The 16,079-nt window shown below is 50.4% G+C and carries 28 protein-coding genes; 7 read left to right on the top strand and 21 right to left on the bottom strand.

The features are described from left to right. Positions 1-103: 103 nt before the first annotated feature. Positions 104-730 carry a transcriptional repressor LexA gene (lexA, locus tag Q0757_RS07070; protein ID WP_022792125.1) on the top strand — a complete coding sequence of 209 codons (627 nt, stop codon included), beginning with the start codon at positions 104-106 and terminating at the stop codon, positions 728-730. A gap of 53 nt (positions 731-783) precedes the next feature. Here the strand turns inward: lexA and Q0757_RS07065 are convergent, their stop codons facing one another. The 14 genes from Q0757_RS07065 to Q0757_RS07000 all read right to left on the bottom strand — a co-directional run bounded on the left by Q0757_RS07065 (position 784) and on the right by Q0757_RS07000 (position 6,418). After that, on the bottom strand, positions 784-1,098 hold the full coding sequence (locus Q0757_RS07065) for a hypothetical protein (RefSeq protein ID WP_298785701.1): 315 nt from the start codon (positions 1,096-1,098) through the stop codon (positions 784-786). A gap of 129 nt (positions 1,099-1,227) precedes the next feature. After that, on the bottom strand, positions 1,228-1,452 hold the full coding sequence (locus tag Q0757_RS07060; RefSeq protein ID WP_298785700.1) for a hypothetical protein: 225 nt from the start codon (positions 1,450-1,452) through the stop codon (positions 1,228-1,230). A gap of 89 nt (positions 1,453-1,541) precedes the next feature. Continuing rightward, positions 1,542-1,841, bottom strand: a complete 300-nt coding sequence (locus Q0757_RS07055) for a hypothetical protein (RefSeq protein WP_091610843.1) — start codon at positions 1,839-1,841, stop codon at positions 1,542-1,544. A 173-nt stretch (positions 1,842-2,014) separates the two neighbouring features. Then, positions 2,015-2,341, bottom strand: coding sequence for a hypothetical protein (locus tag Q0757_RS07050; RefSeq protein ID WP_298785693.1), 327 nt, complete (start codon positions 2,339-2,341; stop codon positions 2,015-2,017). A gap of 21 nt (positions 2,342-2,362) precedes the next feature. After that, the gene (locus Q0757_RS07045) at positions 2,363-2,656 is read right to left on the bottom strand and encodes a hypothetical protein (protein WP_298785691.1); all 294 of its coding nucleotides are present in this window, start codon (positions 2,654-2,656) and stop codon (positions 2,363-2,365) included. A gap of 69 nt (positions 2,657-2,725) precedes the next feature. After that, positions 2,726-2,968, bottom strand: a complete 243-nt coding sequence (locus tag Q0757_RS07040; protein ID WP_298785689.1) for a hypothetical protein — start codon at positions 2,966-2,968, stop codon at positions 2,726-2,728. Positions 2,969-3,111: 143 nt separating this feature from the next. Next, entirely contained in the window at positions 3,112-3,414 is a 303-nt protein-coding gene (locus Q0757_RS07035) for a hypothetical protein (RefSeq protein WP_298785687.1), read from the bottom strand. A gap of 127 nt (positions 3,415-3,541) precedes the next feature. Next, positions 3,542-3,721: a sigmaY antisigma factor component gene (locus Q0757_RS07030; protein WP_245723995.1), complete on the bottom strand. Its 180-nt coding sequence runs from the start codon at positions 3,719-3,721 to the stop codon at positions 3,542-3,544. 174 nt (positions 3,722-3,895) lie between these two features. Beyond that, positions 3,896-4,102: a hypothetical protein gene (locus Q0757_RS07025; protein ID WP_298785682.1), complete on the bottom strand. Its 207-nt coding sequence runs from the start codon at positions 4,100-4,102 to the stop codon at positions 3,896-3,898. Positions 4,103-4,405: 303 nt separating this feature from the next. After that, positions 4,406-4,627 carry a hypothetical protein gene (locus Q0757_RS07020; protein WP_298785680.1) on the bottom strand — a complete coding sequence of 74 codons (222 nt, stop codon included), beginning with the start codon at positions 4,625-4,627 and terminating at the stop codon, positions 4,406-4,408. Positions 4,628-4,864: 237 nt separating this feature from the next. Beyond that, positions 4,865-5,314 carry a hypothetical protein gene (locus Q0757_RS07015; protein WP_298785678.1) on the bottom strand — a complete coding sequence of 150 codons (450 nt, stop codon included), beginning with the start codon at positions 5,312-5,314 and terminating at the stop codon, positions 4,865-4,867. A gap of 16 nt (positions 5,315-5,330) precedes the next feature. After that, positions 5,331-5,660: a hypothetical protein gene (locus Q0757_RS07010; RefSeq protein ID WP_298785676.1), complete on the bottom strand. Its 330-nt coding sequence runs from the start codon at positions 5,658-5,660 to the stop codon at positions 5,331-5,333. Positions 5,661-5,792: 132 nt separating this feature from the next. Further along, on the bottom strand, positions 5,793-6,068 hold the full coding sequence (locus Q0757_RS07005) for a hypothetical protein (protein ID WP_298785674.1): 276 nt from the start codon (positions 6,066-6,068) through the stop codon (positions 5,793-5,795). A gap of 122 nt (positions 6,069-6,190) precedes the next feature. After that, positions 6,191-6,418 (bottom strand): hypothetical protein, encoded by a 228-nt coding sequence (locus Q0757_RS07000; RefSeq protein WP_298785672.1) that lies wholly within the window; start codon positions 6,416-6,418, stop codon positions 6,191-6,193. Positions 6,419-6,689: 271 nt separating this feature from the next. On the opposite strand from Q0757_RS07000, the gene Q0757_RS06995 reads away from it, so the two are divergent. Then, positions 6,690-7,124, top strand: a complete 435-nt coding sequence (locus Q0757_RS06995) for a universal stress protein (protein WP_298785671.1) — start codon at positions 6,690-6,692, stop codon at positions 7,122-7,124. Between the two features lie 58 nt (positions 7,125-7,182). Here Q0757_RS06995 and Q0757_RS06990 read toward each other — a convergent pair whose 3' ends face one another. Next, entirely contained in the window at positions 7,183-7,923 is a 741-nt protein-coding gene (locus tag Q0757_RS06990) for a Crp/Fnr family transcriptional regulator (protein ID WP_298785668.1), read from the bottom strand. Between the two features lie 182 nt (positions 7,924-8,105). Between Q0757_RS06990 and Q0757_RS06985 the strand changes: the two genes are divergently transcribed. Further along, positions 8,106-8,729, top strand: coding sequence for a response regulator transcription factor (locus tag Q0757_RS06985; RefSeq protein WP_298785666.1), 624 nt, complete (start codon positions 8,106-8,108; stop codon positions 8,727-8,729). A gap of 2 nt (positions 8,730-8,731) precedes the next feature. Here the strand turns inward: Q0757_RS06985 and Q0757_RS06980 are convergent, their stop codons facing one another. The 3 genes from Q0757_RS06980 to Q0757_RS06970 form a co-directional block, all read right to left on the bottom strand. Beyond that, positions 8,732-9,616 carry a universal stress protein gene (locus Q0757_RS06980; RefSeq protein ID WP_298785665.1) on the bottom strand — a complete coding sequence of 295 codons (885 nt, stop codon included), beginning with the start codon at positions 9,614-9,616 and terminating at the stop codon, positions 8,732-8,734. Positions 9,617-9,661: 45 nt separating this feature from the next. Next, positions 9,662-9,985, bottom strand: coding sequence for a hypothetical protein (locus tag Q0757_RS06975; RefSeq protein ID WP_298785663.1), 324 nt, complete (start codon positions 9,983-9,985; stop codon positions 9,662-9,664). Between the two features lie 64 nt (positions 9,986-10,049). Continuing rightward, on the bottom strand, positions 10,050-10,499 hold the full coding sequence (locus Q0757_RS06970; protein ID WP_298785661.1) for a hypothetical protein: 450 nt from the start codon (positions 10,497-10,499) through the stop codon (positions 10,050-10,052). Positions 10,500-10,683: 184 nt separating this feature from the next. On the opposite strand from Q0757_RS06970, the gene Q0757_RS06965 reads away from it, so the two are divergent. Further along, a complete protein-coding gene (locus tag Q0757_RS06965) occupies positions 10,684-11,577 on the top strand; it encodes a universal stress protein (protein ID WP_298785659.1) in 894 nt (297 codons plus the stop codon). 282 nt (positions 11,578-11,859) lie between these two features. Continuing rightward, on the top strand, positions 11,860-12,822 hold the full coding sequence (locus Q0757_RS06960) for a thermonuclease family protein (protein ID WP_298785657.1): 963 nt from the start codon (positions 11,860-11,862) through the stop codon (positions 12,820-12,822). A gap of 69 nt (positions 12,823-12,891) precedes the next feature. On the opposite strand, the gene Q0757_RS06955 is transcribed toward Q0757_RS06960, so the two are convergent. The 3 genes from Q0757_RS06955 to Q0757_RS06945 form a co-directional block, all read right to left on the bottom strand. Next, positions 12,892-13,536, bottom strand: coding sequence for a C40 family peptidase (locus tag Q0757_RS06955; RefSeq protein WP_298785655.1), 645 nt, complete (start codon positions 13,534-13,536; stop codon positions 12,892-12,894). A 147-nt stretch (positions 13,537-13,683) separates the two neighbouring features. Next, entirely contained in the window at positions 13,684-13,890 is a 207-nt protein-coding gene (locus tag Q0757_RS06950; RefSeq protein ID WP_022792098.1) for a hypothetical protein, read from the bottom strand. A 92-nt stretch (positions 13,891-13,982) separates the two neighbouring features. Beyond that, a complete protein-coding gene (locus Q0757_RS06945; RefSeq protein WP_298785652.1) occupies positions 13,983-14,207 on the bottom strand; it encodes a hypothetical protein in 225 nt (74 codons plus the stop codon). A gap of 191 nt (positions 14,208-14,398) precedes the next feature. On the opposite strand from Q0757_RS06945, the gene Q0757_RS06940 reads away from it, so the two are divergent. After that, entirely contained in the window at positions 14,399-14,791 is a 393-nt protein-coding gene (locus tag Q0757_RS06940) for a hypothetical protein (protein WP_298785651.1), read from the top strand. A 30-nt stretch (positions 14,792-14,821) separates the two neighbouring features. After that, positions 14,822-15,730: a hypothetical protein gene (locus tag Q0757_RS06935; RefSeq protein ID WP_298785649.1), complete on the top strand. Its 909-nt coding sequence runs from the start codon at positions 14,822-14,824 to the stop codon at positions 15,728-15,730. Positions 15,731-16,079: the final 349 nt, after the last annotated feature.

Here is a 16,079-nt window from a genome sequence, read left to right as displayed (position 1 = left end):
AATACCTGTTCCCGTCAACAAAAATATTAGAACGGGTGTTTGCGTTTTTGTTCCCCTCATGCTATACTTTATTCAGAAAAATTCCTCAAAAGGAGGTGCGGAGATGAAGCTATCCAAGCGCCAGCAGCAAATTCTTGATTATATAAAAGAAGAAGTAAAAGAAAAAGGCTATCCGCCTTCGGTACGGGAGATCGGGGAAGCTGTCGGACTCGCTTCGAGTTCTACGGTTCACGGGCACCTCGCCCGCCTTGAAAATAAAAATTTAATCCGCCGCGACCCGACAAAGCCGCGGGCGATTGAAGTGCTTGAGCTTGAAGACCAGGGCAGTGAGCCGATCCACGAAAGCAAAGCCGTATACGTGCCGGTCATCGGTAAAGTAACGGCCGGGGAACCTATTACTGCGGTGGAAAATGTCGAAGAATACATTCCTCTTCCGGAGCGCATGGTAACCGATGAAGAGCAGGTATACATGCTTACCATCCAGGGCGACAGCATGATTGAGGCCGGGATTTTTGACGGGGATCTTGTCGTCGTTCAAAAACAGCAGACCGCCGATAACGGCGATATCATTGTCGCTATGACCGATGAAATGGAAGCAACGGTTAAACGGTTTTATAAAGAAGAAAACTTTATCCGGCTGCAGCCTGAAAATGCCACCATGGATCCGATTATTTTAGAAAACTGTACGATACTCGGCAGAGTCACCGGCGTTTTCCGCACCATCTTTTAATCACACAAAACAGGCCGCCTGCAATTTTTAAAAAGCAGGCGGCCTGTTCTATATTATGCCCGTGCAGCAAGCGTCCGGTATTCCGTAACAATTTTGTCTTTTTGAATATCACGGTCAGTAATTACCACTACCGTGGCTGACGTAATGTGTTCCCGTTCAATAAATTCGAGCCCCCGGAGCCAGAGCCACTCATACACCGTTGTCATATCTACATCCAGTTCGTTTTTCTGAAGCGCCTCTGCCGTAATCTGCATCGACAGCAGCAATCGTTCACGCTCAAAAATGTGAAGCACCGGTCCATTAAAATGTTCAGACTCTCCCGGGCTGCCTTCATACGATCCGTGGTAAAAGTCTAGCAGGCGTGCCATCACTCTTCCCCCTTTAACGACTTCAGGACTGATCTATGCCCGAAGTTCGTTTTTCTATTGGTGAATTGTGATTCCTTTTCCCTGCACCTCTGCTGCTAAACCCGAATTTCTTCCACACCTCCTGAAAGGCTACTGGTCAAGCCATTCTTTAATCTGCTGCTTGTCGTTATCATCAAGATTGCCTTCCTCGATCCAGTAGCTCACCAGCTTCATCATGCCCTTCTTGGAGAGCCCCACCCGGCTGCTGTCGGACGGATGGCTGCTGATGTCCGTTTTTCCGTATTGGTAAATGGATACATAAGGCGCCTCCGCGTGGTTTAAATTGTGAAGATCCTTCTTTTCAAAATGCAGCATTAGTATGCCCCTTTCTGTTTTCCGGAATTTTTTTCACCTGTGCCCGCCACAAAAAAGAGCCTCCCGGGAAGGAAAGCTCCGCTTAGCGTTTACATGGATTTAGAATACGGTTTGTGACAGATCGAATGATCGATCGTTTCATCGGATTCACCGCTGTACACACAATCGCAGGTATCTAATACGTAAGTATGCTCTTTGGCGTGAATGACCTGACTTCCCTGATGAAATAACAGTTTTTCATCGGCCGGCTGAAAATCACTCATCGAATGAAGCACCACTTCATAGCCATCGGCGTATTCAATCACCTTATAATGAATTTCATGACCGTCACTGCTATACGTCACCTGCGGCTGCGTTCTGCATTTGAATTCCACTAAAGCCACTGTCATCCACCCCCTCCACTTATTTATACCACAGTTTGTGCTGTTCGAGAAGACACCCGCCCGTTTTTTTCAGAAAGAATTTCCCTTCGTACCCGGTAAAAGCCGTGTCTCTCAACGCCTGCTGCCCAAAAAGCAATCAGCCTGTTTCTTCTATATAAATAGAAACAAAAAGCACCCTCTCAGCTGGAGGGCGCTTCGAACTCTCTCAATAAATTGTCGTACGTTTTGTTTAATTCTCCGTCGGTCACGTCCTGAACGGTGATGACGAGACGCTTTCTTTCCGTCGGCTCTTCCTGCTTCAGATAGTCCATGCCGATATCCCACAGCCATCCCGGCACGTTTTCTTCCTTTAAACTGGCTTCGGCTGCCATCGCCGAGGTGGTTACCTGGACGAGCAGCACCAGCTCTTCCTTCTGATACACTTCGACCGATTCTCCGGCAAAATGGATCGGACGTACGCGGTAGCCTTTCAGCCCCTCCCGGGAAAAATCCGGTTCCTGTGCCATAGTCATCCTCCTTTCATCCAATTACGACTGTTCCTGGAGCGCGCTGCTTCCTTCGAGCTCGATACTCTTTTGATCCACCCGGGTAATATAAACCTGGCCGCCAAACTGAAATCCTTCCCGGGTGTAAAAATACAGGTCCAGTGCAGGAGAAGCGCTGTCGAACGCCTGATGGAAAAATTCTTCGTTTTCGCAGTCCGTAATGGAGACGTTCCAGCGCTCGAGCGGCCCGTCGCCGGCCTGCAGCTGCCCTTCGTTTACATGAATAACTTCATTTGTGGAGACTGTTTTAACAGCTTCAAGTGCTAATGTCGGCATCGCGTCCTCCTGGGTATCATTTTTAAAAAGGCGGCTTAAATAAAACCGCCCGCGGGGAGGCGTTTATTTCTATTCGTCCACCTGCCGCTTATATTCTTCATAAAGCTCGCGGCCTTCTTTTGTAATCGCGATGCCGCTGTAAACCGCCTGATCTTTCTCTCCGGAGGCATCGTCATACGTCACGTATCCGTGCTCCGCAAGCTCCTGAAAACGGTCCTGTTCGATTTCATCTGCCGGCGACCATTCGGCGCCGATTTCCCCGCGCTCGACTCTTCCGGCGAGCTGGGCCATCGCTTCTTTTCTCGGACTCATGGCTTTCTCTCCTTTCTCCATCGTGGAGCATCTTTTCACAGCTATAATCCCCGAATTCACGTGTATTAAACGTTCGGCTGCCAGCTGCCCAGCATACAAAAACAGGCGCCAGCTTCAGCTGCCGCCCGTTCTTCAGTCCTGCTTTATATCTGCACGAGTTCATCGAGACCGTCGAGGTGGCAGTGCTTCTTCTCGCTGCCTTCAATGTTTTTGAATTGAACGAGTCCCTGATACTCTGCTTCTTCGGTTTTGATCCGGATGCTGATGCTGTTTCGGCTCGTAAACTCCCCGGAAAATTCCTGCTCCGCATTATAAATGACTATGGTCCAGGCACTTTCCCCAATCCGGTCCGGATCGGACGTTTCGAGATACAAGTACGCAGAATCAAACCGAAGCTCCGATTCGTCGAGTACAATTTCGTTAATTTCCTGGGTTTCCTGTTTCATTTTTGTCGCCCCTTCACTCTAATAGGTGCTGCACGTGCCGGCAGAATCACCGGCTTCTTTTTACCCTATTACACCCGGGAGGCGATTTGAAACCTCGGAAAAAAAGCGCCCGGGCAGAAGGCCCGGGTCACTCCTTCCATTTGTGAATGACATAAAAAGCGACTGCCGGGGTCGGAAACTGCGTTAATCCCCATAGGCCCCATTTCCATTTTGCTTTTCCCTGCTTTTCTGCTTCCCGGTAAAGCCACCAGGCCTGCAGAAGCAGCAGCGGCATCAGCAGCCAGGCGGTGTTTCTTTTCTTGTTCATCATCATCTTCCTCTCTGACAAAGACTGGGAGGTACTTTGTTCATTATACTACGCCAGCGCTTTTAAAAGTTTTCCATCTAATAAAAAAAACCGGACTTTCTGGAAAAAGTCCGGTCCGCACCTGCGTAATATAAAACGCTCGCCTGCTCCGATGCCGGCATAAGCGAATCGCTTTTACATATTGTCCTTATCTTTCCAGTGTTCATTTAAAACCGGCAGATCACTTACGACAGAGATGATTCGCTCATTTTCCCGGAACTCCCGTATGCCCTTCAGCAGCTCCTCTTCGGAGTTAAAAATATGTTTTTTCCTTGCCGGAAACTTTTCCTTAATCTCCTCTTCCGTTCCTACAAACACTTCATTTCCTTCTTCATCGATCACGTAAGAAAATTGAGAGATAGCGCATGCTCCTTTCAACTTCTGTTCCGCCCAAAGCATAACACTCCTAATCCCTATTGTATAGGAACGAACCGGAGCCTGCCGCCGTACAGTGCAGGACCCGGCTAAAATTGCGAAGGTTCCATTCAGCAGTGATGCTGCACATGTGTATATAAAAAGAAACAAAAACGATCAGCGAAACACTTATACAACTGTATATTACACGTGTACATAGTGTATATATAAAAATACAAAGGATACCCGACACCCCGGCGTATCCCCTGATTTATTTCCCCCTGGCTATTGCTAGTACAAAATATACGTGTTTCCATGAAGCGTCATCGTTTCCTGGTCAAATGGCATAAAGATCCGGTCATACTTGGGGGAAAACGAGCTGTCATCAAGCGCATGAATGTCAAATACAAATCCCTCATCGCTCTCCCACGTTAAACAGTGCAACAGACTCCCCTCATCGCTTAACAGCACCTGCACATAACGGACGTGACGGTTGACATACACGACAGCCATCGCTTAGCCCCCTCTCTTTTATAATACTTCAATTCCGAGTAATAAAGTACTATTATTTTTCGAATTTTGAAATTTATTTTCTGGTTCTTTTTAACCCGGTTCCTGTTTTTCACCGTTATATATTTTTTGTTGCTTTTATGTATCGCTACACCGTTTATTAACCTGTATCGGAAAAACTACTTATTCAAATTCAATAAAAAAACAGCCCGGAATATTTCCGGACTGCATCTGTTGCTTTTATTCTTCAATATAGGGGAGGAGCGCCTGTTTAAATAATATTGATGCCTGTTCTTCATTAAATACAGTGCCCGTTTCCGTTTCCCATCGGCATGAGTTTAAGTCCTTCAGGTAAGCACTGCGCGGCCGGACATCGCTGACGTTATAGGCAGAGTCGTTAATACGAATCTTAAAGTTCATTTCCAGAAAGCCTTTACGGGTAAAAATCTCGCCGGATTCAATAATAAGCTCCGAAACGCCGTAAAAATATTTTACATGCTTGTTGCTTTTTACTTTTTCTACTTTTAAATCTGACCGTCCGTTAATGGTCCCCATTAATTCATCAAACATGCCTGTCAGCTCCTCCGAGCAGGCACGTATGCTTTCCATCTGCTTTTCCTCTTCCACGGTGGACGCCTGTTTTTTATTCTGGCGGGCCGTGCTTGATAATTGATGAATCCAAGTGTCCATATATGGACCCCTCCTTTTATCGCAGGAATTTCATTTTACTGTTAACATCATCGTCGAGCGGCGCGTAGGCCCCTTCGATGTAGTGCCACTTGATGAGAAATTTTGACCGGACGAACTTTTTTTCGCGCTGCGTCTGCAGCAGCTTCTCCCCGTCTTCATCTTCATCGAGCTCAGCTTCTATTTCGTGTTCAATCCATATGCCCATCTCATCGATGGAATCGATTTTTACGATAATAAACTTTTCCATTGTCTTAGGCGCCAAAATCAACTGCAGTACTTTATCTTCCTTGGCTACATCCGCGAGAGCGATTCTAACATTTTTTCCTATGGAATCTCGAAATGACATGTTTACCTCCTGTAGAAACGTTTTATGCTGCTGGTTAGTACCCCGGGCCTTCAAACTCCTTTAGATTGTCCCTTCCGGCCGCTTTGGCCGGCATGCTCATTGAAAAAGCACCCCACGCGGGATGCTTTATTATTACTTGCTAATTTTCCCCTGGCCTTTGATAATAATATTTCCTTCCGACTCTTCGTCGCCTGCTTTCGACGCCCTGCCTGTTCCTTCATACTCCGCCAGGCTGTTGTCCTTAATGCGGAACTCGTTGCCCTGATCCGAAAACAGCTCCATGCCTCCAGTGAAATTAATTAATTCCGCCTGCCAGGTATTATCGTCTTCAATCGTCAATATACCGCTTTCTATCGGGATTTCTCCCCGTTTATCACATGTTATAAATTGAAATTCCAGTTTTTCCATTCCTGGTGTCCTCCTCCGTGTGCTGTGCGGCAGAGAAGCGTTCGCCTGCCGTTCTTCCTATACCCGTCTTTCCCTGTTCCGGGCCGATTAAAAACCAGGATCCTCATTTTTTATAAAGGAAACTACAGTTTTTTAGCCCAGACGATCGTGTCATGGACAGCTTTCGCCTCATGCCGCAGCTCGTTGCTTTTTTTCATTCGGTCGATTCTCACAAGCACTGTGGCTGCATGCAGCTTTCCTTCAAACCGCTCTGACAGCTCGTCTGCCACCTTCAGTTCATGGGATTTCCCCCGGTCCTTCAGATAGTCGACAATCAGTTTGTCCAGCTGCTTTTTCTGCTTTTTATTCACGGCCTTTCCTCCTTTATCATACGTTTCATCACCGTTAATCCCTTTTACCCGCTTTTACTGCCGGGGTAATCCTTTTTCTGCCCAGCAGTTAACATAATTATATTATTCATTAAATGCAAAGCCCTCTTCAATAATACGCTGTTGGATTTCATTCCCGGCCATCTTCTGCTTTAAGCAGCCAATGGGAAATTTTCACCCCGCGAAAACAGGAAAATCCGCTTATAACCTAGAAGTAAACAGTTAACCCCATCAACTTATGAGGAGGCGGATTATGCATACGATGAACGTTATTTTGGTTGCTGTAGATGGTTCCGAGGAAGCAGATTATGCGTTTGAAACTACTCTTCCGATTGCTAAGGCCCAGGGGTCCCAGCTTGTGATCACTCAAGTGATCAACCGCAATGCCTACCGGCCGATGAGCAATTACGACTCCACCGTTATCAGTAACGTAGAGGACGACGCACGCCAGCTGCTCGACAAATACAAAAAGCAGGCAGAAGAGTTTGGCCTCACGGATGTGGTGGCTGATATTGAATACGGTTCGCCGAAAACAGCTATTCCACGCGATCTTGTGCCAAAATATCATGTTGATTTAATTGTCACAGGAGCGACTGGTTTAAACGCCGTCGAGAAGATGTTTCTTGGCAGCGTCTCCGAGCACATTACAAAAAATGCCCACTGCAGCGTGATGGTCGTACGGCTATAGTCCGGTAAATATGAAAAACCCCGGGGCCTGAAGGAGGCTTCCGGGGAAATTCACATCACTACAGACGGCAGATTTCGCTCGAGCAGAGATTGTGCAGCGGGCAGTTGCACAGCCTGCGCAGGTAAAGCATATCGTGAATGACGATACGTCCGTTCTCATAGGACAGGACGCCGGCCTTTTTCCATTCATTCAGGCAGCGGTTCACGCCCTCTCTTGATAAGCCGATGTATTCCCCGAGCTCGACATTCGTGAGCTTCAGCTGAAGCACGGTTCCATTTTCCGTGTCGGCGCCGTACGTGGTGCTGAGCCGGATCAGCGTGGATGCGAGGGCTCCGTTTTTCCCGTACAGCAGCAGATCCCGGAATTTCGACTGTTCCTTTAACGTATTGCTGCCCATCCACTGCATCATTTTCAGGGAAAAGGTGCCGGATTCTGTGATCAGTGCTTCGATTTGTGTTTTTTTGATCACGCCGACCAGGCTGTCGGTGGCGACTTTCGCGGAAAAATCGTGGCGCACCGCATTCAGATCGCCGTATTCACCGGCCAGATCTCCGCTTCCGAGCAGCGTGATCGTCAGCTCCTTGCCGTCGCTCGTGCTTTTTTGGATTTTCACGGTTCCGTTGTAGAGAAAATAGAAATAATCAGAAGGGTCTCCTTCTAAATACAGGTACGTGCCGGCCCGTTTGTGCGCCGGCTGCGTGCGCGCCTGGAAACGGTCAAATTCTTCAGGTGAGAGCATACTCGCAAAGGATCCGCCCGGCTTCTCGTGCACTGGAAGACTTTGAAGGGGCCTGCTCATTATTTCCATCTCCTTCGATAGTATTACCATGATACTATCAAAGGGTATTTTTAAAAAATATAAGGGAAAACCCTTAATTATTTTATCCTGCTTTTTTAATACTTCATGGTTAATCCTCTGGGCAGGAGCTCCCGGAGCGCCTGATTGTATGAGCGCCTAACCATGCATAAGAAGGTGACAGTATGATTTCGATTGTATTAATAAGCAGACGCCCGATTTACCGCAAAGCGCTGCGAGCACTGCTCGACGAAGCTCCGGACTGTACCGTCGTCAAAGAAACAGCTGACTGGCCGTCGGCAGAGACTTTCCCGGCCGGGGACCCGAGGGTTGTCTGTGTCGTTGATGCCGGCACGCTGTCCCCGGTTTCGGCGATCGCAAACCGTCCCCTGCTCCCAGCTGTATTTTTAGTCTTCGGGGAGGAAACGCCCGCTTTTTTGCAACAGCTATACGAACGAGCGTCCACCGGCTGCCTGCTGCACACCGATTCCCTGGACGATTTATACGAAGCTATCCGGGCTGCCGCCCGGCGCACCCATTACGCCTCTGCCTCCTTCCAGGCCTTCATGGAGGCCAAAGGCATGCCTCCTGCCACCCGCCACCCGAGGCGGCTGTCTCCGCGGGAGTGGGAGGTGCTTTACTATATCACCCTTGGCTACGCCAATAAAGAAATTGCCGATACGCTCGTGATCAGCGTCAAAACCGTGGAGGCCCACCGCACCAATCTGAGGGAAAAGCTCGCGATGAAAACCCGGAGGGAGCTCGTGGAGTACGCCTATCAAACCGGGCTGATTCATTCCAGCAAATAGCCCTACTGCTCTCTATGCTCGAGCGGCTGGCGCACCACCAGCACGTCACAGATCGCCCGGTGTGCGATTCCTTCAGCCACGCTTCCAAGCAGCAGCCGCTCCGTCCTGTTCATCCCGGACGCGCCGCTTACGATCAGGTCAATTTCATGCTGGATGGCATATTCCTGTGGAATAATCAGCTTGGCCGCCCCGTAGAGAAGCGACGTCGTTACATTTGTAACACCGAGACGCTCCGCTTCGGCTTTATAATCCTCCAGCATTTTCCGGTCATCGTCCTCGATGGTCTTCAGGATATGGGCGTTCAGGGACGTGGAATACAGCAGATACGAGTTAAACACGTGCACGATAAACAGGTCCGCCCCTGTCTGCAGCGAGAGCTGAATGCCCTTTTCAAACGCCAAACCCGCTTCCTCGGAGCCGTCCACGGCTATCAGAATCCTTTTATATCCGCCCGCGCTTTCCTTCCGCACGATGAGCACGTCCTCCCTGGCTTTGCGGAGAATGCCGCTCGACACACTTCCCATCACCAGCTTTTCCACCGTGCCCATGCCGGAGGCCCCGGTTACGATCAGATCAGCCCCGAATTCAGGAGCGAGCTCCCTTGGCACCGTCGACTTGGGAGCGCCGGAGCGCAGCACCGTATCCACCTTCGTCACACCCCCGCTTTCAGCTTCGGCGGTAAACTGCTGCAGCATTGCCTCGTTCGTTTTCTTCGTTTCCTCCCAGGCGGACGGAACGTAATACTGAAACGCGCTGAAATCCCGTTCGTTCACTACATGGGCAAACACAAGCGATGCCTCAAATTTACCGGCAAGCAAAACAGCCGTCCGGGCTGCCCGCTTTGCTTCCTCGGACCGGTCCACTGCAGCAAGAATGGTTTTATACATATCGCATCTCCTCTGTACGTTAATTTTTTGTTGTGTTTTCTGCCTTCAGGACAGCGGCAGATCCGCTTCCGAAAAATAATACGTCACCATGCCGCCCCGGCACGTCCGGTATACCGTCTCAAACGGCGGTACCCGTTCAATTCCGACAATTTTAAACGTCCGCTCTCCCACTGTGACAGCGTCTGCAAGCGCAAGCTCAATATTTAAATGGTCCACCCGGGCCCATTTTCGGACGTTTTCCCTCATGCCGATGTAGAGTACTTCCTCCCGCCGGTACGGCTCGTCAAAAATGTACACAAACCGTATATACTCTTCCTCTCCTGCCTCTTTCGTGCTTTCTCCGGCATATCCGTAGTAATGCTTCTGCATATTCAAGCAGTCCTCCTTTATTACTTGGGCGCTTTGAGAACGTTCTCATTTTTGCCGGCCATACCTACATCACCCGGAAGGTCCACGTGCCGGACCGCCTTTTCGCGTTCGCCTCCCCGGCCGGGAGGGCTGCCTTTGTCGTTAAGTAATAGTATTTCCGGAACACGTGCAGCGTCCATTCCTCGAGGGTGAACGCCGTCACTCCGTCCTCCGGGAGTCTGCTGATGAAAGACAGTCCGTAAAAGTACCGTTTCATCTGCGCCGGGGCCTGCAGTGACGGGGTGTCGAGTGCAATAAAGGCGGCGTGGTTCAGCGTGCCGGGAAGCGCGCGCTCTGTCATTAGCGAATATTCCTGCCATTCATACGTATGAAAGTAATACACGTAAAAGGGAAGCAGGCAGGCGATTTCTGTATTGCCGTCCGCTTTGTCATTTAATTCCGGCAGCGTACGCGGCACTTCTCCATACTCATTCAGCATTTCCTTCCAGACAATCTGCTTTAATCGATCCGTCATACCGAAACTCCTTTGTGCTTTATTTTCGCAGCCCATCCAGGCTGTACCAGTTTTCATTTACAGCTCCTTGTGAGCACAGTATAAATAAAAAAGTCCCGGTTGGATGTGAGGTTCCTCACACGCAGCGAAGAAAAAATGAGCTAAACTATAGATACCATCAAAAAGCCAGAAGGGACTGATTGCAATGACGCTGTACTATGAACGTATTCTCGTCGCTCTCGACGGTTCGGATGAGGCGGAATACGCTCTTCAAAAAGGCATCGAAACCGCCCTCACCTACGAAAGCGCACTTGCATTCTGCTACATTATCGATTATCACAACATCCGCGAGCTCCGCCAGGAATCGCCGGATCTGTTAAGCGCGTCGGAACGTATCGGCACCGACATTTTAAACCGGGCGAAACAAAGCGCCGAGGACCAGGGCGTAAAACAGGTGCTGACGTTTTTAAAGGAAGGCCCTCCCAAAGCATTAATTCCCGGCGAAATCGCCCATGAGTTCGGAGCCGACCTGATTCTCTCCGGGGGCTCCGGGGCCGGGACGTTTGAAAAACGGATTTTTGGAAGCGTTGCCGCAAGCATCGTCCGCCACGCCTCGTGCGACGTCTGGATTGTTAAAAACGAAGAGCCGCCGGCGCCCTACCGTTCTGTACTGATCGCTGTGGACGGCTCCGAGGTGTCCACCAGCGCTTTGTATGCCGGACTCGACATCGCCAAACGGGAGAAAAGCCGGGTGCAGGTCGTATACGTGCTGAATACGCCGTTTATTTCCTCGGCCGAATACCATACCGAGGATATTATCGAGATGTACCGGCAACGCGGAAAGGAGCTGCTTGAGAAATACCGGAATTTAAGCGCTGCGGAAAATATATCGGCGATTGATTTTTCCGTCGAATACGGAGCGCCGAAGATTGTGATTCCGACCGAGGCAGCCAAAAAATTCGAAGCGGATCTGATTGTGGCCGGCTCCTCCGGGATGGGACGAGCCGAGCGCCTGTTTCTCGGCAGCGTCTCGGAGGGCATCGTCCGCCGTGCCTCCTGCGATGTGCTGATTATCCGAAACGACTATCTGCCGAAATAGCCTTGCTTTCGGCCCGCTTCGCTGCAAAGGCGCAGCGGGCTTTTTTTCTTTTTTTACTGCCGTTACCATGAATAAGTGTTATCTCTTTTCAACTGTGTACCTTTTATTGTAGTTATATTCTGTTGATTGCCGGCGGCGAAAAACCCTGTAGTTTTGGTTATTTTCTTTTCTCATGCTTTCTTGTACACTATGAATAACGCTAATAACCGCTACTTTTTTCACAAATGATGTCCATCTATTTCCTATCTACACGCCAACCAATTATGCAGCGGGGTGATTCTATTGAAAAAACCAGTCAGGCTTTTGTGCTCCACCCTGGCGCTCACGCTCCTTCTTACTGCATGCAGTGAAGAGCCCGGCGGCGACGCTGCGGAGGAGCAGACGAGCGACCAGGCATCATCAGAGGAAAGCTCTACGGACTCGGAGGAGCAGACAGAAGAACATAACGAGGATGCTGAAAACGGGGAAGCTTCCGGCAGTGACAGCAATGAAACGACGGAAAAACAGCAGAAGGACACTTCAAATGAGGAAAATGCCAGTGAAGCTGAAGAAGCCTCCACTGAAAATACATCCTCCGACAGCGGCAGTACGAATGAAGATACAGCCGCTGACGACACCAACGCGACCGTCACCAACGTCGTCGACGGCGATACCATTGATGTAGACTACGAGGGCGGCGAGGAGCGTATCCGTCTCATTCTTGTCGACACTCCGGAGACCAAGCACCCGCAGATGGGCGTGCAGCCGTTCGGCCCGGAGGCGACCGATTTTACGACAAGCGAGCTGGCCGGTGAAGACGTGCGGCTCGAGCTCGGCGTCGAGGAACGCGACTACTACGGCCGGCTGCTTGCCTACGTGTTCGTGGACGGGGAAAATTTCAACCAGCAGCTGATTGAGGAAGGGCTCGCCCGGGTCGCTGTCTATCCGCCGAACACGGAGTACCTCGACGAATTTGAAGCCGCGGAGGAAGAAGCCCGGTCGGCCGCCATTGGCATCTGGTCGCGCGAGGATTACGTGACCGACGACGGCTACGTGGAGCAGGATGAGGAACCGGAGGAGTCCTCCGGGGATTCCGGTTCTTCGGAAGACACTGACTCCTCCGGCAGCGAAGGCTCCTCTGACGACGTGTATTATGAAAACTGCGACGCCGCCCGTGAAGCCGGGGCTGATCTGGTCCGAGAAGGCGACCCGGGCTACGGCGGTCACCTGGACCGTGACGGCGACGGTGTCGGCTGTGAAACGTAAATAGGATAAAAAAAGCAGGCCCCGGCAGCGTACGCCGGGCCTGCTTTTTATTGCTGCTGCCGTCTCAATTTAATCCTGAGGCAGCACCTCCACATAGTTTTCATGCGTCGTAATATACGTGCCCGAGATGAGTTCAAACAGATCTGAGCGTTCCTCCATCGGCACGCGGCGCTCGATCGTAAACACCTCTCCCTCCGTGACCTTCCCCGCCACGGCTCCGCTGTCCCAGGAGGGCTCGCTGCGGTAATTCACCTGGCTGGCAACAATCCGGAGCAGGTCTCCCTTTCCGCCGACGTTGGTGAGCGGGCCCGCTGTGCTGTCGACGACGCGCCGTGCCCCGACGTAGCGGGCCTGCCAGTAGTCGCGTGTCGAATCGGCGAACGCCACCCCGGTGGAGCCCTGCGCGCCTAAAAACGTCTGTCCGTCCACGTAAAAGCCGACATGAGTCACTTCGTTATGGTTCAGATCCTCCGATCGGGTGTCCTTCCAGAACAGCAGATCTCCGGTCCGGAGGTCTTCGTCCGCAATGGGTGTACCGGTCTCCGACTGGCTCGCTGCGGTCCGCGGGATAATCTCGCCGGTCACGTACTCGATCACGTAGCGGACAAAGCCGCTGCAGTCAAACGTATCCGTGCCGTCGCCGCCGAATTCATACGGCGTGCCGAGATGATCCTCCCCGTACGTAATCAGTTGATGCCCCAATGTGTGTGCCAATGCTCATCATCCTTTCCTGAAGCGAATAGGTGCCGGCTTTTTGCCGCCCTATCCAGTAAAGGAACCCGGACGCTTCTTTTTACAACCATCCGCCGAAAATTTTTTCATCGATGAAAAAAGCATCCGCCCGCAGGCAGATGCTCAGTGTTAAATGAAGTTGACGCTGACGCTTGTTACTTTTTTGCATTCCACTTCGGTGTTGAACCATTCGCTGAATACCTCGGACATTTTCAGATCCTGCTTTTTGCCCTTTTTCAGCTTTTCAATAATTTCATCCACGCTCGGGGTCTCGTTGGATTTCGGCACAATCAGCCGGTCCCCGTCTTCGATGAAAAAGATAATAGATGTGTACATAACGATCCCTCCCAAATTTATAGCACCGCCGTCTATTTTACATATAATTGGGCCAAACGACCACCAATTAAGAAAAAATGGCGCCGCTGCGGTCAGATTTGCCCGGCCCGGTGCCGGTCCCAGCTGAACGCAAACACCTCCCCTGCTTCCCACAGGTCGCTTTCGTGATGCCATCCCGAGCGGACCGGCGTAAATTTAACATAGTACCAATCCGGTCCATGATGGTGATTCCGGAGCATCACCACACCCCACTGCTGTCTCGCCTCACTGAACACCCGCGCGTTTGGTTCGTAATACACCATAACCATCCCTTTCATTTAAAGCTGTACGTTCAAAAGGCAGGCCGCAGGCGTATTTGACAACCCCCTCCGCTATTTTCCTGTGGTACAATAGCCTTAACCAATTACGGAAGGCGGGATAGGGTGGCTTCCATTATTGCCGCTTTGATTGTCATTTACCTTGGGTGGACAGCGTACACGAAAAAAAAGGCAAAGCAGGATTGACCCCGTTGGAGAAACGGGGTTTTTACGGGCCGGCCGCTGATTTGAAGGCAATGGGCCCGCCTACTACTTCCATGGGGGGATGCTTCGTGGGCGTTTTTCTGATTAGTGTTGATTTAATCAACAACACCAAAACCAGCAACTACGACGATCTGCTTGATGTCATCACGCACTTATCCGTGCATGATAAAGCAAGGCTTGTTACCCGGAATGTCATCGCGTTTGAAAGCCTGCTCGAGACAGCAGAAATCAGACAGGCCGTGGATGCCTTTCTAAGGAATTTAAAAATCAGCGGGGAAATTGCTAAATATCATTTTATTTTAAGCAGAGTCCGTGAGCTGGAGTTCAAATCAAAGGAAGAGCACTTTTTAAAAACCATAAAGCAGGAGAATCATATATAGCGACAGGCAACGTTTCCAGGGGGGAGATTCATGCAGAAAAATAAAAAATGGCGGCAGCTGCCCGGCTTCCGCTCAGGCACCAGGTGGAAGCTTACACTCGCCACGCTCGTTTATGCCCTGGTTCTTATCGGTGTTATCGCTGCAGTATTCAGGGGGGCGCCGGCAAATGACACGACGGAAAATTTCAGCGAAGACGATGCAGCCGCTGATACGGATATACAAAGCTGCAGCGACTTTGAAGACGATCAGCAGTTGTATGACTACTGGACAGAGCATGGCTACAGCTCTGAAAATGACCCGGGTGATCTTGATGCGAATGGGGACGGAGTGCCGTGCGCCGTGCTGTCCGAGGATATGGAGGGCGAATTCACAGCCTACGAAAAAGAACAGACCGGCGGGGCTTCTGAAGCAGAGCTTCCCTCCTACACCCTGCAGGAGGGCGAACGCACCAGCTACGATGGTGTCGTTTATGTTAATTATTTCGTGATTCTGGATGCGGATCCGACCTCCATTGATAAAGCCGACATTGATATAATCAGTGATGAGGTAATCATTGACGTCAAAGAAAAAGAGGACTTTACCCTGCTCACGGTCAGCTTTATCGACGACGAAGAGGCGATGGATTACGGCAGCTACGTTTACGGAAAAACGGATTATTTTCCTAACGGGGAAATTGATGCGGCTGAAAATTACGAACCCGGCGATTACAGCGATCATGAAATAGTCACGGTGTACGGCTCCATCAACAATCCCGGGCTGCCGAAGCAGGAGGAGAACTACCCGACCGATAAACAACTGGACATGTATTTTTACTGGGCGGGCCCTGCATACGAAGAAAGCAGCGATTCGAAGACCAGCCCGGAGGAAGCAACTGCGGACAAATTCGGCGTGTCCAAAGAAAAGGTCGAGCAGGCGATTCAAAAAGCCAGTAATCGTTAACGGCTCCTTCGGCAGCCGCCGGCAGTTTTTTTAAGATTTTTGACATTATTTATACCAAACGACTCATTAATGAACGTCATTCATCCGATAAAGTGCTTGTGGGATGAATATTTCATCCCCGATCCTGAGACTGGCCCCGTGTTCCCCGCGGGGCTTTTTTTGTTTAGCAGAATAGTCTCAATTCTGTAAAAGGGACTATCGCCTCGTGCTTTTTATATGAAAGCGCTTTAATATAAAGGATGTACCGCTTTCCCAACTCGTCTCCCTGGTGGAAGGAAATGATGCTGGTTTGAAAAGGTATATTCCCTCAGATTGCCCTGCGTGCGCGCGGGGTCTTTTTTTGCAAATA

The organism is uncultured Marinococcus sp. (genome assembly GCF_947493875.1).
Taxonomy (GTDB): Bacteria; Bacillota; Bacilli; order Bacillales; family Marinococcaceae; genus Marinococcus.
Note: the sequence above shows the minus strand (reverse complement) of the source record. Positions and strands in the feature narration are given on the sequence as shown.

Excerpts from the sequence above, each read along its gene's own strand:
- lexA (WP_022792125.1), top strand. The coding sequence starts at position 104 with ATGAAGCTATCCAAGCGCCAGCAGCAAATTCTTGATTATATAAAAGAA.
- Q0757_RS07065 (WP_298785701.1), bottom strand. The coding sequence starts at position 1,098 with ATGGCACGCCTGCTAGACTTTTACCACGGATCGTATGAAGGCAGCCCG.
- Q0757_RS07060 (WP_298785700.1), bottom strand. The coding sequence starts at position 1,452 with ATGCTGCATTTTGAAAAGAAGGATCTTCACAATTTAAACCACGCGGAG.
- Q0757_RS07055 (WP_091610843.1), bottom strand. The coding sequence starts at position 1,841 with ATGACAGTGGCTTTAGTGGAATTCAAATGCAGAACGCAGCCGCAGGTG.
- Q0757_RS07050 (WP_298785693.1), bottom strand. The coding sequence starts at position 2,341 with ATGGCACAGGAACCGGATTTTTCCCGGGAGGGGCTGAAAGGCTACCGC.
- Q0757_RS07045 (WP_298785691.1), bottom strand. The coding sequence starts at position 2,656 with ATGCCGACATTAGCACTTGAAGCTGTTAAAACAGTCTCCACAAATGAA.
- Q0757_RS07040 (WP_298785689.1), bottom strand. The coding sequence starts at position 2,968 with ATGAGTCCGAGAAAAGAAGCGATGGCCCAGCTCGCCGGAAGAGTCGAG.
- Q0757_RS07035 (WP_298785687.1), bottom strand. The coding sequence starts at position 3,414 with ATGAAACAGGAAACCCAGGAAATTAACGAAATTGTACTCGACGAATCG.
- Q0757_RS07030 (WP_245723995.1), bottom strand. The coding sequence starts at position 3,721 with ATGAACAAGAAAAGAAACACCGCCTGGCTGCTGATGCCGCTGCTGCTT.
- Q0757_RS07020 (WP_298785680.1), bottom strand. The coding sequence starts at position 4,627 with ATGGCTGTCGTGTATGTCAACCGTCACGTCCGTTATGTGCAGGTGCTG.
- Q0757_RS07015 (WP_298785678.1), bottom strand. The coding sequence starts at position 5,314 with ATGGACACTTGGATTCATCAATTATCAAGCACGGCCCGCCAGAATAAA.
- Q0757_RS07010 (WP_298785676.1), bottom strand. The coding sequence starts at position 5,660 with ATGTCATTTCGAGATTCCATAGGAAAAAATGTTAGAATCGCTCTCGCG.
- Q0757_RS07005 (WP_298785674.1), bottom strand. The coding sequence starts at position 6,068 with ATGGAAAAACTGGAATTTCAATTTATAACATGTGATAAACGGGGAGAA.
- Q0757_RS06995 (WP_298785671.1), top strand. The coding sequence starts at position 6,690 with ATGCATACGATGAACGTTATTTTGGTTGCTGTAGATGGTTCCGAGGAA.
- Q0757_RS06990 (WP_298785668.1), bottom strand. The coding sequence starts at position 7,923 with ATGAGCAGGCCCCTTCAAAGTCTTCCAGTGCACGAGAAGCCGGGCGGA.
- Q0757_RS06985 (WP_298785666.1), top strand. The coding sequence starts at position 8,106 with ATGATTTCGATTGTATTAATAAGCAGACGCCCGATTTACCGCAAAGCG.
- Q0757_RS06980 (WP_298785665.1), bottom strand. The coding sequence starts at position 9,616 with ATGTATAAAACCATTCTTGCTGCAGTGGACCGGTCCGAGGAAGCAAAG.
- Q0757_RS06975 (WP_298785663.1), bottom strand. The coding sequence starts at position 9,985 with ATGCAGAAGCATTACTACGGATATGCCGGAGAAAGCACGAAAGAGGCA.
- Q0757_RS06970 (WP_298785661.1), bottom strand. The coding sequence starts at position 10,499 with ATGACGGATCGATTAAAGCAGATTGTCTGGAAGGAAATGCTGAATGAG.
- Q0757_RS06965 (WP_298785659.1), top strand. The coding sequence starts at position 10,684 with ATGACGCTGTACTATGAACGTATTCTCGTCGCTCTCGACGGTTCGGAT.
- Q0757_RS06950 (WP_022792098.1), bottom strand. The coding sequence starts at position 13,890 with ATGTACACATCTATTATCTTTTTCATCGAAGACGGGGACCGGCTGATT.
- Q0757_RS06945 (WP_298785652.1), bottom strand. The coding sequence starts at position 14,207 with ATGAAAGGGATGGTTATGGTGTATTACGAACCAAACGCGCGGGTGTTC.
- Q0757_RS06935 (WP_298785649.1), top strand. The coding sequence starts at position 14,822 with ATGCAGAAAAATAAAAAATGGCGGCAGCTGCCCGGCTTCCGCTCAGGC.